The organism is Bradyrhizobium sp. Cp5.3 (genome assembly GCF_000426265.1).
In the GTDB taxonomy this organism is placed as follows: Bacteria; Pseudomonadota; Alphaproteobacteria; order Rhizobiales; family Xanthobacteraceae; genus Bradyrhizobium; species Bradyrhizobium neotropicale.
Map to the genome: position 1 here is coordinate 1 of NZ_AUFA01000002.1, position 13,747 is coordinate 13,747.

Consider the following 13,747-nt stretch of genomic DNA (forward strand, 5'->3'; position numbering starts at 1 on the left):
TAGGCCGGCGGCATCAACCGCACCGTATGCCCCAGCGCCTGCAGCTCGCGGGACCAGTGGTGCGATGAGGCGCACGCCTCGATCCCCACCAGGCATGGCGGCAGCTTCTGGAAAAATGCCAAGACGTGCCGGCGCCTCAACTGACGGCGTACGACCACTTGGCAGGCTGCATCAACGCCGTGTACTTGGAAGACCGACTTCGCAATATCCAGACCGATCGTCGAAATTGACTGCATAGGCTGCTCCTCCGAATCGTGGGAGCCTCAAACGGCGCCCACTCCTTGGCACTCTCGTGCCGGTGGAGGAGCCGTCCACAGCATCAGTAGCGAACTTTCAGGCTGAGGCGTGTGCGCAACCGCTAATCTACTTCTTCGCTTGTTCAATCCTGGTGGTGCTGGCCGGACCGACAGCCATCGCTTGAAGAACCACCTCGCCGTCCTTTGCCATCGCGTAATGAGAGATTTTCGCTGGCTCGATCAAGAACGAGCCGGGCGGGTATGCCTTGAATTTACTTTCATCCCACTGGTCACCGTTCGCGTAATAAAATGTGCCGGACAAAACGACGGCCGTTCGTGTCTCACCGTGCCAATGCGGCATGATCTTGAAGCCAGCTGGGATTCTCACCCGTTCCGAAAACACTTCCGCTTTTTTCGGGTCGCCATATAGGACAGCGATCCCCACCGCCCCGTCGGGTCCCTTGAAATGAATGTCCTGAGGAAGCGTTGCGACAACTGCATCCTGGGTAAAAGCCGGCACCGACCCACTCAGCGTGAGAAACGCCGCAGTCGCAAGGCCAATCAATGAAGGTGCCAGCCTTGTGGAAATTGCGTACGTCATGTCTCAATTTTCCCTGGGCCTGGATCAGGCTATGGCTTCGCGTTAATGAGTCCGCACCGTAGTTCGCGGCACAATTGCTCACGAGAACTCTCGGGCAAATAGATCTACCACCTCCGGTCGCATTGAGGCAAGCATGCGCCATCATCTGTCAGGACTGACTGGGTGAAGGTCACCACTTCGCCGCCGTGCATCCGGAATGCCCACAGCGGACTGATGCTAGGACTTCAGCACCTGGAAATTCAGCTGGCCAGTCACTTGCTGGCGAACAATTTTGCGGGGGTGCCCGAGTCTACCATCAGCAAGATGAAACAGACCTGAGGGCTATTTATGTGCTCAGGGCGCTTGAGACATGCCCGGGTCAGGTGCGAAGTCTGCTCCCGGCCCTTCGCGACATATTGCGCCGGTGGCGGCTGATCCAGCCTTCGACTACATCGATCCAGTCAAAGGGGCCTCAATTCGCGCGCGATGGCGGAAAGAAGAATTTGGCCAGGCGGACTTCGACCCCGATGTTCTCCCTGAACCCGCCCTTCGCCTGGAAATCGTGAAACACGTCACCGGCTATGGTAAAATCCTGAGCGAGCGGGATTTGAAATTGGAAATGGCCCCTCAAGAAGTCATCTCGGCCGAGCGACATATCGGGCTGAGGTATCGTGAGCGGCAGTCCGGCGGGGACAAATCTGCCGTTTGTGGCTATTTGCTCGCCACCCCAGGACTTCTCTATGCCGACGGCGGCAAATAGGAACGTGCTCGGATTGTAACGCAGGAAGGCCTTGACGTCGTACGACGGCCGCTGCGTCAACGCATCGTATCTCAAGACTCCGGGGAGCGGGGCGCCAGGCGGATTGACCACCTCGAGAGGACTGTTGCCGTTGCCGTGGAACGACGCATTGGCGATCAGATCGAAAAACATCCCATTGAGACTTGGCGAAATCTTGCCAAGTCCCTCGGTGTAGCCGAACTGAGGGGTATCGGTGAGCTGCCCCGGTGTCGAGACATTCACCGCACTTCTGTTGTCGAAGCTGCGCCCGAGCGGCAGCCAGAGAAAATTCGTGAGTCCGAACCAGCGCTGGACCTTCGCGTCGGAGATGAAGAAATAGGTCATGTGAAACACCGGGTCGACGAGTCCCCCAGCAACGCGGTTGTTGGTGCCCGGGATATTCACATCCGTCAGTGTCGCAAATGGCAGGTCTGCCTCGATCACGAAGGGATGATCCGCGAGCTCGCCAAAATACGTCACGCGCGTAAACTCTACCCAGGTATTGGCGTGCGAGTTCGGCAGCACGTGTCCGGTGGGATCGACGAAGGCATCGGCATGCGCAAAGCTTCCGTACTGGAACGCAATGAAGGTCCCGATCGGAAGCGATCCGCCCTGGTAGTCTCCCGCGTATGTTCTTGGGTTGTTGTCGGAGGCCGCGATCGCAGGTGTACCGCCTCCGATGATGCTGCCGAGCAGCGCAGCGACTCCAGTTGACAAGACACTCCACCAGGATTTCACAGCCATCTGCTCCCTCCTCGTATGGCCGAGGCCGGACTGGATCTTCCCCCACAAATTGCAAGAACCCCACGAGAGGGTACTCCTGATGGAGACGAATGCTGTGATCGCTTGGCAACAGTGCGAATAAAAAGCTGAAGAGGCGAACGCGCTGCAGCGACGCTTACCAGTCGTATCGATCTCAACCCTTGGGAGGCGCGAGGAGCGAACCAAAACTCTGCAGTCTTCGCCTGCTTGCCTTGAGCCGAAGTTTCTCCGGAAAATCACGTCAGTTCTCTCAGCAGCTTTCGCGCTTCATCCAGCAATGCCCGCATCTGCCTCCGCTCGGCGATCGCCTCCGTCGTGAACAGCCCATGCTTCCGCGCATTCCGATTTCCCCTTGGCGCACCGCATCCCTCGGCGCCGCCGTGCATGCGGCAGCGCGTCTTGTCCTGCACGGCCGGTGCGCGGCAGGCGAGGCCGCTGCGGGTCCTCGCGCCGCAGCGCGGGCTTGCCAGCATTGGGCCCGTGTTGGGGGCGTGGCCGCCGCTCATGCAGCGGCGCCTTGCTGGACCTCGGTTTGTTCGTGCTCCCGTTTGCTGGCGTCACGCGTGGAAAGCATCGCTGCGTCCGCTGGGTCCGGCTCACCTACGATCACCCTCGCATGCTGCGTCACGTTCCCCACGATCGCCTTGCCGCCGTCCTGCACCGACAGGTTCTGCACGGTGATCGCCCGCTCGCCGTTGTTGCGATAGCGGCTCAGCGCCTCGACCTGGGCCGGAAAGACGCGCATGAGCCGGCCGAGCGCGCGGGCGGCGCTGTCCTGGCGCGGGATGTCGTCGGCGCAGGCGAGACGATAGGCGCATCGCATCGCCGTCACGTGCACGGACACCATCTGCGCCGCCAGCATGGCCTCGATGGAATCCTTTGGGCCGATGCTCTTCATCATCGAGATCATGAAGGCGAGATTGGCCTTGTCGGGGTTTTGGCCAATCGTGCTGGCCCTCACCAGTTGCTTCAGGATGCCCTGCAGCGCGTCGCGGTCGACGGCGCCGAGCGCGTCAGCCAGAAGCCGTTCGCCGGCTTCCTGATCCGGATGGTCGATCGAAATTTTTCGGCGGGAGAGTTTTATCTTCGGGGTCGCCGCGATGGCGGTGCGATCGTTTGCCGTGACCGCGGCTGTTATGGTGGCGTTCGGAGATGTTGTCATGTCGGTGTTTCCTTTGGCCGTGCAGGCGACGGCATGCACGCGCGCATGGCCGTCGCGCGCACCGGCGCGTTGTTGGCTTCGGAGATCGATGAGGGGGGCGTGCGCGCAATCATGTCGAAGCGCCCGTGGCCGGGACGGGCAGGGGCGCTTCACGGCTTGCAGCAATGATACAATCGTGCGCCTGTTTTGCCCGACGTGTCAAACGGGTTTACGAGGCGCGCGGCTTCGCACAGGCAGCCACCCGCTACTTTGCATGGGGTTGTTTTTCAGGTTTTGCTTGGAGCTCTGGCCTCCCGGCCTGTCCGTCACTTACCGCGCGGTGGAATTGATGCGTGTCGCGGCATGTGCAAACGCGATTGCGGAAAGCCTCGCGCGCGATAATCATGTCCCCGAATGCGTCGCATCAACACCGCACAAGTGGCGCCGATGTCCGGGGAGAGAACGACATGCAACGAACGGGTCGTCTGCTGGCTGTCATCGCCGCATTATGCATTCCCGCGCTACCGACCGAGGCCCATGCGCAAAAGTATCCGGCGCGTCCGGTCAAGGTCATGGTCGGGTTCAGCGCGGGTGGTCCGGTCGATGTGGTGGCACGCATCATCGGCGACCGGCTCGGCAACAAGCTCGGGCAGCCCTTCGTGGTCGAGAACCGGGCAGGGGCCAACGGCATGATCGCCGCCGAGGTGGTGGCGCACGCCGATCCCGACGGACAGACGATCCTCGCCTGCAACTCATCGACGATCACGCTCAATCCGACGCTGTTCAAGGATATTCGCTATGAGCCGCAGCGAGACTTCGCGCCGCTCACCACCGTCGTGTCGGCGCCGCTCGTGCTGGTGGTCAACCCCGAGAACCCGAAGACCGCCAACATCAGGACCGTGGCCGATCTCGTTGCCGCGGCGAAGGCGGCGCCTGGCGAGCTCGCTTACGGCTCGGGCGGCAACGGCAACCTCGCGCATCTCGCGATGGAGCTCTTGAGCCAGCGCGCCGGCATCAAGATGATCCACGTGCCCTATCGCGGCGGTTCGGCGTCCGAGGTGGCCATCCTTGCGCAGGAGGTGCTGGCGGTGTTCGATCCGCTCTCCGCCGTGCCGCTGGTCAGGGCCGGAAAGCTGCGCGCGCTCGCGGTATCCTCGGCCGAGCGGTTGCCGTCGCTGCCGGACGTGCCGACCGTCGCGGAAGCCGGCTATCCGGGTTTCGACATCAGCTTCTGGGTCGGATTCTTCCTGCCGAAGGCGACGCCTGCGCCGATCATCGAGACGCTGCATCGGGAGATCGTCGCGGCCGCCAGCGATCCGGTGTTGCAGGAGCGTCTGGGGACGCAAGGCGTCGTGTCCGTGCTGAGCCCGGCCGACTATGCAGCGAAGATCGGGAAAGAGACCAGGGAGCTTGCCGAGGTCGTTGCGGCGGCGAACATCAAGTCGGAGTAGGGGGCTTGTGCATGATGGAGCGGCAGGCTCCGCTGTACCTCTCCCGCTTGCGGGAGAGGTATAGGCCGCCTTCGGGGGCTGTTCCTCTAAGAGAGGCCGAGGCGAAGCCTCGGCTCTGGCGTAGCGCCGGGTGAGGGTTCTTTCCGCTTGAGGATTGTCCCGTTGCGGAGACACCCTCTCCCCAGCCCTCTCCCGCAAGCGGGAGAGGGAACGCACCTGTTTCGGTCACAGCCACAGGATCTGCTTGCGATAGCCGAGATCATTGAGCAGCGGTGCCGCTGGTCCCTGGTGGAACACGGCGCCGCGCTCCAGCGCGAAGACGCGGTCGGCGAGCGCCAGCACGAGGTCGAGATTGTGTTCGACGATCACGATCGACATGTGCCGGCGGAGCTGGTCGAACACCTTGAACAGCTCCAGCGTGACGGCCGGCGCAAGGCCCTCGAAGGGCTCGTCGAGCAGCAGCAGGCGGACATTGCCTGACATCGCACGAGCGACCGCAACCATCTGCTGCTCGCCGCCGGAGAGATAGTCGGCCGCGACGTTCATGCGCTCCTTCAGGCGCGGAAAATAGTGCAGGATCTGCTCCTCGTCCCAGACCACGCCGCCGCGGCCGTCGGTCTTGCGCGCGAGGCGGCCGAGCGCGAGGTTTTCGCGCACGGTCATGCCGGCGAACAGGCCGCGTCCCTGCGGCACATAGCCGATGCCGCGGCGCGCGATGTCGGGCGCGGGGAGGCTTGCGATGTCGTCGCCGCGATAGCTGATGCTGCCGCTTGCCGCCGGCACGAGGCCGGCGATGGTCTTCAGCAGCGTCGACTTGCCGGCGCCGTTGCGCCCCAGCAGCGCGACGATCTCGCCTTCGCGCACGTCGAGCGCGGCGTCGCTGAGGATGTGGCTCTTGCCGTAGAAGGTGTTGACGCGATCGAGGCGTAGCACGGTGGCGCGCACGCCCACGGTCTCGCCGCTGCGCTGATGCTCGACGGCGGGGATGCCCTTGCCGGTGTAGATCTCCTGCACGCGCAGATCGGCCCGCACCGCCTTGGGGCAGTCCGACATCAGCACCTCACCCTGATTCATCACGGTGACGATTTGTGAGAAGCCGAGCACGCGGTCGATGTCGTGCTCGACGATCAGCACGGGAATGTTGGCGGCGATGTTCTTGACAAGGTTGGACACCCGCTCGCGCTCGGCCGCGGCAAGGCCCGCAAGCGGCTCGTCGAGCAGCAGCACCTGCGGCTTGGAGCCGAGCGCGATGCCGAGATCGACCAGCCGCTGCCCGCCATAGGAGAGCTCGCCGCCCTCGATGGCCTCGATGCCTTCGAGGCCGAGGAACTTGATCAGCGCCGCGGTCTCGGCGTGGATCTCTTCATACGCGTCGATGTCGTTCCAGATGTTGAAGCGCATCGTCCGCCGCGCCTGTAGCGACAGGCGCAGATTTTCGTAGATGGTCAGGCCGCGAAACAGGTTGGTGATCTGGAACGAGCGCGCCAGTCCCTGATGGCAGATCAAATTCGCCGGCACGCCGGCGATGTCGCGGCCGTTGAGGCGGATGGTGCCTTGATCGGGCGCGTAGAGGCCGGAGACCAGGTTGAACAGCGTGGTCTTGCCGGCGCCGTTCGGTCCGATCAGCGCGTGGATCTCGCCGGCGGCGACATTGATGCTCGCATTCTCGACCGCGCGGATGCCGCCGAACTTCTTGGAGACGGTGCCGACCTCGAGCACAGTGCCTCTTGGCGCCTCCGGCCGCAAAAAGTCGGGCAGCGGCAGGCCGTCATAGATCCTGCGCCGGCTCATGGCGGCGGACTCTTCCGCGGCGGGATGGAAGCGGCGCATGATCAGCGAACCGATCCCGACGAGGCCGCCGGGCGAATACATCACGAAGGCCACGAAGGTGAGGCCGAACCAGAACAGCCAGTCCGACGTCCAGATCGAGAACAGTTCGCGGAACAGGATGAAGAACAGCGCGCCGAGCGCAGGTCCCAGCAGACTGCGCATGCCGCCGATGACGACCATCGCCAGAAGCTCGCCGGCGAACGGCACCGAGACGGCTTCGGCCGAGACGAGATAGTTCAGGAACGCGATCAGCGCGCCGGCAAGGCCTGTGATGACGGCAGAGATCACGAACACCGCGAGCTTGTACCGCTCGACCGGATAGCCCTGAAAGCTCGCGCGCAATTGGTTCTCGCGGATCGCCACCAGCACATGCCCAAACGGCGAGCGCACGAGGCGCATGAGGACATAGAGCACGACGAGCCCGATCATAGCGACCACCGCATAATAGTTGAGCGCGCCGTCGAGGCCCATGGGGCCGATATCGCCGCGCTTCAGCCCGCCGAGGCCGTCCTCGCCGCCGGTCAGGCTCGTCCAGCGGAAGGCGGTGGTGTAGACGAGCGCGGCCAGCGCGAGCGTCAGGAGCGAGAAGTACACGCCGCGCCGGCGCAGGATCAGCATGCCGATCGCGCTCGACGCGATCGCGACGACGACCATCGAGAACAGCAGTGGCAGCCAGATATCGCCGGGGAGGAAGCGCAGCTGGATCAGGCCGGCGGCGTAGGCGCCGATGCCGAACCAGGCGCTGTGGCCGAACGAGACGAGGCCGGTATAGCCGATGCAGAGGTTGAGCCCCATGGTCGCGATCGCCAGTCCGACGATCCAGGTGCCGGTGTTCACGGATAGGCCGAATGCTCTGAGCACGAACGGCAGCGCAATGACCGCCGCAGTCGCGATCAGCAGCGGCCTCAGTCGGTCGATGGTCGAGGCACGGGTCATTCGAACTTCTCGATGCGTTCGCCGAGCAGGCCGCGCGGGCGGACCAGCAGCACCAGGAACATCAGGATGTAGATCGAGGCCTCACCGGCTGCCGGCTCGAAATGAATGGCGATGCCGCGCACGACGCCGACGAGGAGAGCGGCGATGACGACGCCCCAGAAGCTGCCCAGCCCGCCGATCACGACGACGACGAAGGCGACCGTCATGATGTCCGCGCCCATCGCCGGATGGACGGTCGTGATCGGCGCGAAGAAGGCGCCGCCGAGTGCGGCCATGCCGACGCCGAGCATGACGATCGCGGTCATGTAGGGCTGCAGGCGGATGCCGAGCGCGGCGACCATGTCCGGCCGCTGGATGCCGGCGCGCACCACGCGTCCGAACGAGGTCTTGTGCAGCAACAGCCAGACCGCGACCAGCACGATGGCGACCACCGCGAGGATCAGCAGGCGGTAGCGCGAGAACAGGAAGTCGCCGAGGATTACCGAGCCGCGGAAGCTTTGCGGGATCTCGGTCGACACCGGTGCGGCGCCCCAGATCATGCGAATCGCCTGCTCCGCGACCATCGCAAGGCCAAAGGTCACGAGCAGGCTGAGGATCGGGTCGGCCGTGTAGAAGCGGCGCAGGATGAAGCGCTCAAAGAGGATGCCGAGCAGGGCGACCGCGAGCGGCGAGATCACCACGGAGGCGCCGAAGCCGAGATGCTTCACCAGCTCGACGAAGACATAGGCGCCGAGCGCGTAGAAGGCGCCATGCGCGAGATTGACGATGCCGCCGACGGAAAAGATCAGCGACAGCCCAAGCGCGATGAGAAGGTAATAGCCTCCGAGCACGAGGCCATTCACCACCTGTTCCAGCAAGAACTCGAACTGCATGTTGCGTCCATCGCTGTGGCAAAACGGCGCCGGCGTTCGTGCCGGCGCCGCTGACCGCCAATCGGCTTTGCCGCGCGCGTGCGCGTCAGGCCTTCATCTCGCAGGGGTTCTGTTCCCTGGTCGGATAGATCGATTCCAGCGGATCGTTTGCGGCCGGCACCGCTTCGCCCAGCACCAGCATGTCCCACTGGTCCTTCATCTGGTCCTTCGGCTTCACGGTGAACGGATAGGCCTCTTGCACCATCTGGTGATCCCAGGAGCGGAAATAGGCCTTGCGCGCCTTCATGATGTCGAACTGCGTCTGCTTCTCGAAATAGGCGATCAGCTCGTCGCTCGCGGTCGACTTGGTGGTGTTGATCGCCTCTGCCAGCAGCTTGAGCGTCACATATTCGATCCAGGCGTGATTCTCCGGCGGCTTGCCGTATTTCTTGGTGAAGGCCGCGACGAAGGCCTGCGACGCCGGATTGTTCAGCGTGTGATACCACACCGTCGGCCAGGTGCCGCTGAGATTGCCGGCGCCGGCCGCCCAGGCATCGCCGGTGTTGAGGTTGAAGCCGACCAGCGGATAGGGCAGGCCGAACTCGGCATATTGCTTGACGAGATTGGTGACCTGGTTGCCGGCGAGGTTGCAGCAGACCACGTCGGGCTTGGCCTGCCGCACTTTCAGAAGATACGGGCTGAAATCGGTGACGTCGATCGCGATCAGCTCGTCGCCGATCAGGTTGGCGTCGTGTGAACCGAAGAACCCTTTCGCCGCCTTCAACAGGTCATGGCCGAAGATGTAGTCGGCCGTCAGCGTGAAGAACTTCTTGCCCCTCACCATGCCCTTCTGCGACAGCGCGGTGCCGACCGCGTTGACCATCACGGTGTTCGGGATATCGCAGTGGAAGGAGTACTTGTTGCAGTTCTTGCCGCGCAGCGCATCCGAGCGCGCGCCGGTCGAGAAGAACACCTTCTTGTTGCGCTCGGCGACCTGCATGATGGTAAGCGAGGAGGCCGAGGAGATCTCGCCGAGCAGCACCACCGCGCCGTCCTGCTCCAGCATGCGCTGCGCCTTGGTGGCGGCGGTTGCGGGATTGATCGAGTCTTCCGAGAGCAGGTCGATCTGCTTGCCGAGAACGCCGCCGGACTGGTTGACCTCTTCCGCCGCGAGCTTCACGCCGAGCTGCGCGTAGCTGCCGATCACGCCGAGAAAGCCGGTCAGCGGCGTCAGATGCCCGATCCGGATCTTCTCGGCCTGGGCCTTCACGATCGATGGAAACCCAAGTGCGGACGCGCCTACGAAGGCTGCGCCCGCCTTTAACAACGTCCGTCGGCGGTAGCGGATCATGTCTGTCTCCTCCCGGGTGCATCGCGTGCCTCCCTTCAAGATCGGACATCCGATATTGTGAGAGACGTTTTTCTAATGCTGGAGGATAATCCCGAACGAGGTTGCCGGTGTCAACCGGCAAAATCGCCGCTTGCGCGCGCCTCAGACCTTTTGCGTGAGCGCCTTGTGCGCCGCGCCTTTGGCGCCGAATTCGGCCGACAGGCGGCCCGCCGCGGCCTGCACGACCTGCGCGCTTGCGTGCAGCGCCTGGTTGGAGAGCCGCCAGATCGGCCCGGAAATGCCGAGCGCGCCGATCACCTGCCCGGTGAAATCGGTCACGGGGACGGCGACGCAGCGCACTTCCGGATTGAACTCGCCATCGTCGAAGGCGACCCCGGTGCGCTGCACCTCGGCAATCTCGCGCATCAGTACGCCCGCATCAGTGATCGATTTTGGCGTCGACGGCTTCAGTTCAGCGTGATCGAGGAACCGCTTGAGCTGCTCGGGCCTGAGCGCAGCCAGGATGATCTTGCCGAGCGCGGTACAATGGGCCGGCCGCACCACGCCGACGCGGTCGGTCAGTTGAAACGCGCCGGGGCCGCTGGTGCGGGCGATGACGATCACGGCATCGCCCATGCGCACGGCAAAATGGCTGCTTTCGCTGGTCTGGCGCGACAGTTCCTCCAGCACGGGCGTTGCGACATTGACCATCTCGATCTCGTCGAGTGCGCTGGCGGCGAGCGCGAACAGCGGCCGGCCGATGCGATAGCGCTTGTTGTCCTTCTCCTGGCGGAGGTAGCCGAGCGAGACCAGCGTCTTCGCAAGATGGAAAGTCGTCGAGTTGTGCAGGCCGACGAGCTTGCTCAATTCCGCAAGTCCAATTCCTTCGCGATGACGCGCCACCTCTTCGAGGATCGAGAAGGCGCGTCCGAGCGACTGAACGCCGCCGCCGCGTTGCTTCTCCTCGGCTTCGTCGTCGCCATTGGCCCGGGGTGCGGGGACCAGTTTGGCGACCGCGGCCTTGCGCGGGCTCGCCGCTTTCTCGCTGGTGCTGGCCTTGGTACGCGATCTCAAGGAACGGTCCCCCTCTGGCAATCCGTCGTGACTCGATGCCCGACACTAGCACGCAACCACGCAAGCGTCGGAGCCGAGCCCGCGTTTCCTCTGGAAAGAGACTATCACAATATAAATTGACGTACAGCATTATGAGAAATAGGGTGCCCGCGGCCCAGTGATGACCGGCCGCGTTCCCCGCATCGGTACATAAGAAGTCGTCGGGCCGAAGGGAGACGGGTTGATGTCGCGAAACATGCTCAATGGCGCCCAGGTCATTGTCGACTATCTGATCCAGGAGAAAGTGCCGCAGGTGTTCGGCCTCTGCGGCCACGGCAACATCCAGTTCATCGACGCGCTGTATGAGCGGTCCTCCGAGATCAAGACGATCTCCGTGCATCATGAGAGCGTCGCCGGCTTCATGGCCGACGTCTACTACCGCGTCTCGGGCAAGCCGACGGCGACCTTCACGTCCTGCGGCCCGGGCTCGGCCAATTTGCCGATCTCGCTTGCCAACGCTTTTCTCGACTCCGTGCCGTTCATGGCGATCACCGGCAATGTGCCGACCAGCCAGTTCAACCGCGGCGCGTTCCAGGAGATGTATCGGCACCATCAGGCCGACTTTCCCTCCACGGTGCGCTCGATCTGCAAGAAGGTGTTTCAGCCGACGCGCGGCGAAATGGTGCCGCTCGCGGTGCGGCAGGCCTGGAAGACCATGATCACCGGACGTCCCGGCCCCGTGGTGGTCGACGTGCCCTTCGACGTTTTCATGGAATCGGCCGCCGAAGAAGCGCCGAAGGCGATCGAGTGGAACGCGAACATCTCGAGTCGCTGCGGTGCCGACCCTGATGGCGTCGAGAAAGCGGTCGACATGCTGCTCTCGGCGGAGCGGCCGGTGATGCTGGTCGGGCAGGGCGTGCGCTATGGCGGCGCGGCTGATGAGCTGCGCAAGCTCGCCGAGCGGCTTCAGATTCCGGTCGCGGCCTCTGCTAGCGGTCTCGGCGCGCTCGATGTCAACCATCCGTTGGCGCTCGGCCTCGTGGCGCGCGCGGGGCACTATCAGGCCAATCACGCCACGCGCCAGGCCGACGTGTTGCTCGCGCTCGGCGTTCGCTTCGATGACCGCACCTCGAGCTCGTGGATTCCCGGCTACTCCTTCACGATCCCGCCGACCAGGCTGATCCATGTCGACATCGATCCCGAGGAGATCGGCCGCAACTATCCCGTCGCGCTCGGGCTGATGGCTGACGTGCGCACCTTCCTGCGGCAGGTGCATGCCGAGCTCGATCGCCGCGACAACCTCTTCAGGAAGTCCGATGCGCGCAAGAAATGGCTGGCGCAGATCGATGGATATCGCAAGGAATGGGACAAGTTCGTTGCGCCCGGCTTCTCCGACGACACCACGCCGATCAACCCGCAGCGTGCGGCCGCCGAGATCGACAAGGCGCTGCCGGAGAATGCGATTCTCGTGTCCGACATCGGCGTGCACCACAACTGGTTGCTCGGGTTCTGCAAGCCGAAGCGGCCGGATTCACTGATCGGCTCGATGGGCTTTGGCCCGATGGGCTTTGGCGTCGCCGGCGTGATGGGCGCAAAATTTGCTGCGCCCGATCGTCCCTGCGTGTCGGTGTGCGGCGACGGTGCCTTCTTCATGCACGCCAACGTGCTGGGCACGGCGGTGGAGTACAATCTGCCCGTGGTCTGGGTGGTCTGGAACAATTACGCCTACGCGTCGATCCGTGGGCTTCAGCGCGGCTATCTCGGTGGGCGCGAGCTCGCGACCGACTTCAAGCATCCCGAGACGGGCGAGCGCTACAATCCCGATTTTGCGGCGATGGCGCGCTCCTGCGGCGTCGAAGGCGTGCGGGTCGATCGCGCCGGCGACATTGGCGAAGCGATCCGCAAGGGAATCGCCGCCAACAAGCCGTACCTGATCGACGTCGACATCGCCGCCGACGTCAATCCGGCCGGAGCAGGCGTCTGGGAGCTGCCGGGCCTTGGCCAGAGCAAGGCCGGTATAGGCAAGCGTTTCCAGCCGGGCTGACCGCGCAGTCCGAAAATCACCAATCAAGAAGATATCGAGGAGACAGTTATGACGCTCGCAGGCAAGAAGGTCGTCGTGGTCGGCGGCTCCTCAGGCATCGGCCTTGCCACGGCGGAGCTTGCCAAGACGCAAGGCGGGGAGGTCGTCATCGCCTCGCGCAGCGCCGCAAAGCTTGATCGGGTCGCCGAGCGGCTGAAGGTGACGGCGATCCCGGCTGATGTCACCAGCGACGAGAGCGTCGCCGAGCTGTTTCGCCGCACCGGCCCCGTCGACCACGTCGTGCTGACGGCGGCGCAGCTTCGCACCGGGCCGTTCAAGACGGTCGCGATGGACGACGTGCGCGCCACGATGGAGGGCAAGTTCTGGGGGGCCTGGCGCGTGGCGCGCGAGGCCGTGATCCGGCCGGGCGGCTCGCTCACGCTGGTCACCGGCTTCCTCAGCGTCCGGCCGCGGCCGAACTCGGCGATCATCAGTGCCGCGAATGGCGCGCTGGAGTCACTCGCGCGGGCACTGGCCCTCGAGCTTGCGCCGGTGCGCGTCAACGCGGTTTCGCCTGGCGTGATCGACACGCCGATCCGCGCCGCGATGCCGCAAGAAGCGCGGCGCGAGATGCTGGCCAAGACCGCCGCGGCGCTTCCAGTCGGACGCGTCGGCATGGCCGAAGATATCGCCCAGCAGATCGCAGGCTTTATGACCAACGGCTTCGCTACCGGCTCGATCGTTTACATCGACGGCGGCGCGCTGGTGAATTGAGA

Annotated in this window: 11 protein-coding genes and 1 pseudogene; 3 read left to right on the plus strand and 9 right to left on the minus strand. The window is 64.0% G+C overall.

Features of this window, described 5'->3' with window-relative positions:
* From K289_RS0103090 to K289_RS0103115, 5 genes and pseudogenes are all read right to left on the minus strand, one after another.
* Positions 1-236 (minus strand): annotated as a pseudogene (locus K289_RS0103090) (IS110 family transposase); the annotation flags it as partial.
* 127 nt (positions 237-363) lie between these two features.
* A complete protein-coding gene (locus tag K289_RS43805; protein ID WP_051310473.1) occupies positions 364-837 on the minus strand; it encodes a cupin domain-containing protein in 474 nt (157 codons plus the stop codon).
* 451 nt (positions 838-1,288) lie between these two features.
* Positions 1,289-2,596, minus strand: coding sequence for a hypothetical protein (locus K289_RS0103105; protein WP_156917772.1), 1,308 nt, complete (start codon positions 2,594-2,596; stop codon positions 1,289-1,291).
* Positions 2,593-2,862: an HGGxSTG domain-containing protein gene (locus K289_RS0103110; RefSeq protein ID WP_027550133.1), complete on the minus strand. Its 270-nt coding sequence runs from the start codon at positions 2,860-2,862 to the stop codon at positions 2,593-2,595. The genes K289_RS0103105 and K289_RS0103110 overlap by 4 nt, the downstream gene beginning before the upstream one ends.
* Positions 2,859-3,518, minus strand: coding sequence for a hypothetical protein (locus K289_RS0103115; protein WP_027550134.1), 660 nt, complete (start codon positions 3,516-3,518; stop codon positions 2,859-2,861). The genes K289_RS0103110 and K289_RS0103115 overlap by 4 nt, the downstream gene beginning before the upstream one ends.
* 446 nt (positions 3,519-3,964) lie before the next feature.
* Here K289_RS0103115 and K289_RS0103125 point away from each other — a divergent pair, with 446 nt between their 5' ends.
* Positions 3,965-4,948: a tripartite tricarboxylate transporter substrate binding protein gene (locus K289_RS0103125; RefSeq protein WP_027550135.1), complete on the plus strand. Its 984-nt coding sequence runs from the start codon at positions 3,965-3,967 to the stop codon at positions 4,946-4,948.
* A gap of 225 nt (positions 4,949-5,173) precedes the next feature.
* On the opposite strand, the gene K289_RS0103130 is transcribed toward K289_RS0103125, so the two are convergent.
* The 4 genes from K289_RS0103130 to K289_RS47660 all read right to left on the minus strand — a co-directional run bounded on the left by K289_RS0103130 (position 5,174) and on the right by K289_RS47660 (position 10,969).
* Positions 5,174-7,714 carry a branched-chain amino acid ABC transporter ATP-binding protein/permease gene (locus K289_RS0103130; RefSeq protein ID WP_027550136.1) on the minus strand — a complete coding sequence of 847 codons (2,541 nt, stop codon included), beginning with the start codon at positions 7,712-7,714 and terminating at the stop codon, positions 5,174-5,176.
* On the minus strand, positions 7,711-8,586 hold the full coding sequence (locus K289_RS0103135; RefSeq protein ID WP_027550137.1) for a branched-chain amino acid ABC transporter permease: 876 nt from the start codon (positions 8,584-8,586) through the stop codon (positions 7,711-7,713). Before K289_RS0103135 ends, K289_RS0103130 begins: the two co-directional genes overlap by 4 nt.
* 85 nt (positions 8,587-8,671) lie before the next feature.
* Positions 8,672-9,916 (minus strand): ABC transporter substrate-binding protein, encoded by a 1,245-nt coding sequence (locus K289_RS0103140; RefSeq protein ID WP_027550138.1) that lies wholly within the window; start codon positions 9,914-9,916, stop codon positions 8,672-8,674.
* A gap of 141 nt (positions 9,917-10,057) precedes the next feature.
* Complete coding sequence (locus K289_RS47660) at positions 10,058-10,969, minus strand: IclR family transcriptional regulator (protein WP_051310474.1); 912 nt, start codon at positions 10,967-10,969, stop codon at positions 10,058-10,060.
* 223 nt (positions 10,970-11,192) lie between these two features.
* On the opposite strand from K289_RS47660, the gene K289_RS0103155 reads away from it, so the two are divergent.
* Positions 11,193-12,992 (plus strand): thiamine pyrophosphate-binding protein, encoded by a 1,800-nt coding sequence (locus K289_RS0103155; protein WP_027550139.1) that lies wholly within the window; start codon positions 11,193-11,195, stop codon positions 12,990-12,992.
* Positions 12,993-13,040: 48 nt separating this feature from the next.
* Positions 13,041-13,745: an SDR family oxidoreductase gene (locus K289_RS0103160; RefSeq protein ID WP_027550140.1), complete on the plus strand. Its 705-nt coding sequence runs from the start codon at positions 13,041-13,043 to the stop codon at positions 13,743-13,745.
* The last annotated feature ends 2 nt before the right edge of the window (positions 13,746-13,747 follow it).

Coding starts and splice junctions, on each gene's coding strand:
- K289_RS0103140 (WP_027550138.1), bottom strand. CDS start 9,916: ATGATCCGCTACCGCCGACGGACGTTGTTAAAGGCGGGCGCAGCCTTC.
- K289_RS0103160 (WP_027550140.1), top strand. CDS start 13,041: ATGACGCTCGCAGGCAAGAAGGTCGTCGTGGTCGGCGGCTCCTCAGGC.
- K289_RS0103110 (WP_027550133.1), bottom strand. CDS start 2,862: ATGAGCGGCGGCCACGCCCCCAACACGGGCCCAATGCTGGCAAGCCCG.
- K289_RS43805 (WP_051310473.1), bottom strand. CDS start 837: ATGACGTACGCAATTTCCACAAGGCTGGCACCTTCATTGATTGGCCTT.
- K289_RS0103115 (WP_027550134.1), bottom strand. CDS start 3,518: ATGACAACATCTCCGAACGCCACCATAACAGCCGCGGTCACGGCAAAC.
- K289_RS0103130 (WP_027550136.1), bottom strand. CDS start 7,714: ATGACCCGTGCCTCGACCATCGACCGACTGAGGCCGCTGCTGATCGCG.
- K289_RS0103155 (WP_027550139.1), top strand. CDS start 11,193: ATGTCGCGAAACATGCTCAATGGCGCCCAGGTCATTGTCGACTATCTG.
- K289_RS0103135 (WP_027550137.1), bottom strand. CDS start 8,586: ATGCAGTTCGAGTTCTTGCTGGAACAGGTGGTGAATGGCCTCGTGCTC.
- K289_RS0103125 (WP_027550135.1), top strand. CDS start 3,965: ATGCAACGAACGGGTCGTCTGCTGGCTGTCATCGCCGCATTATGCATT.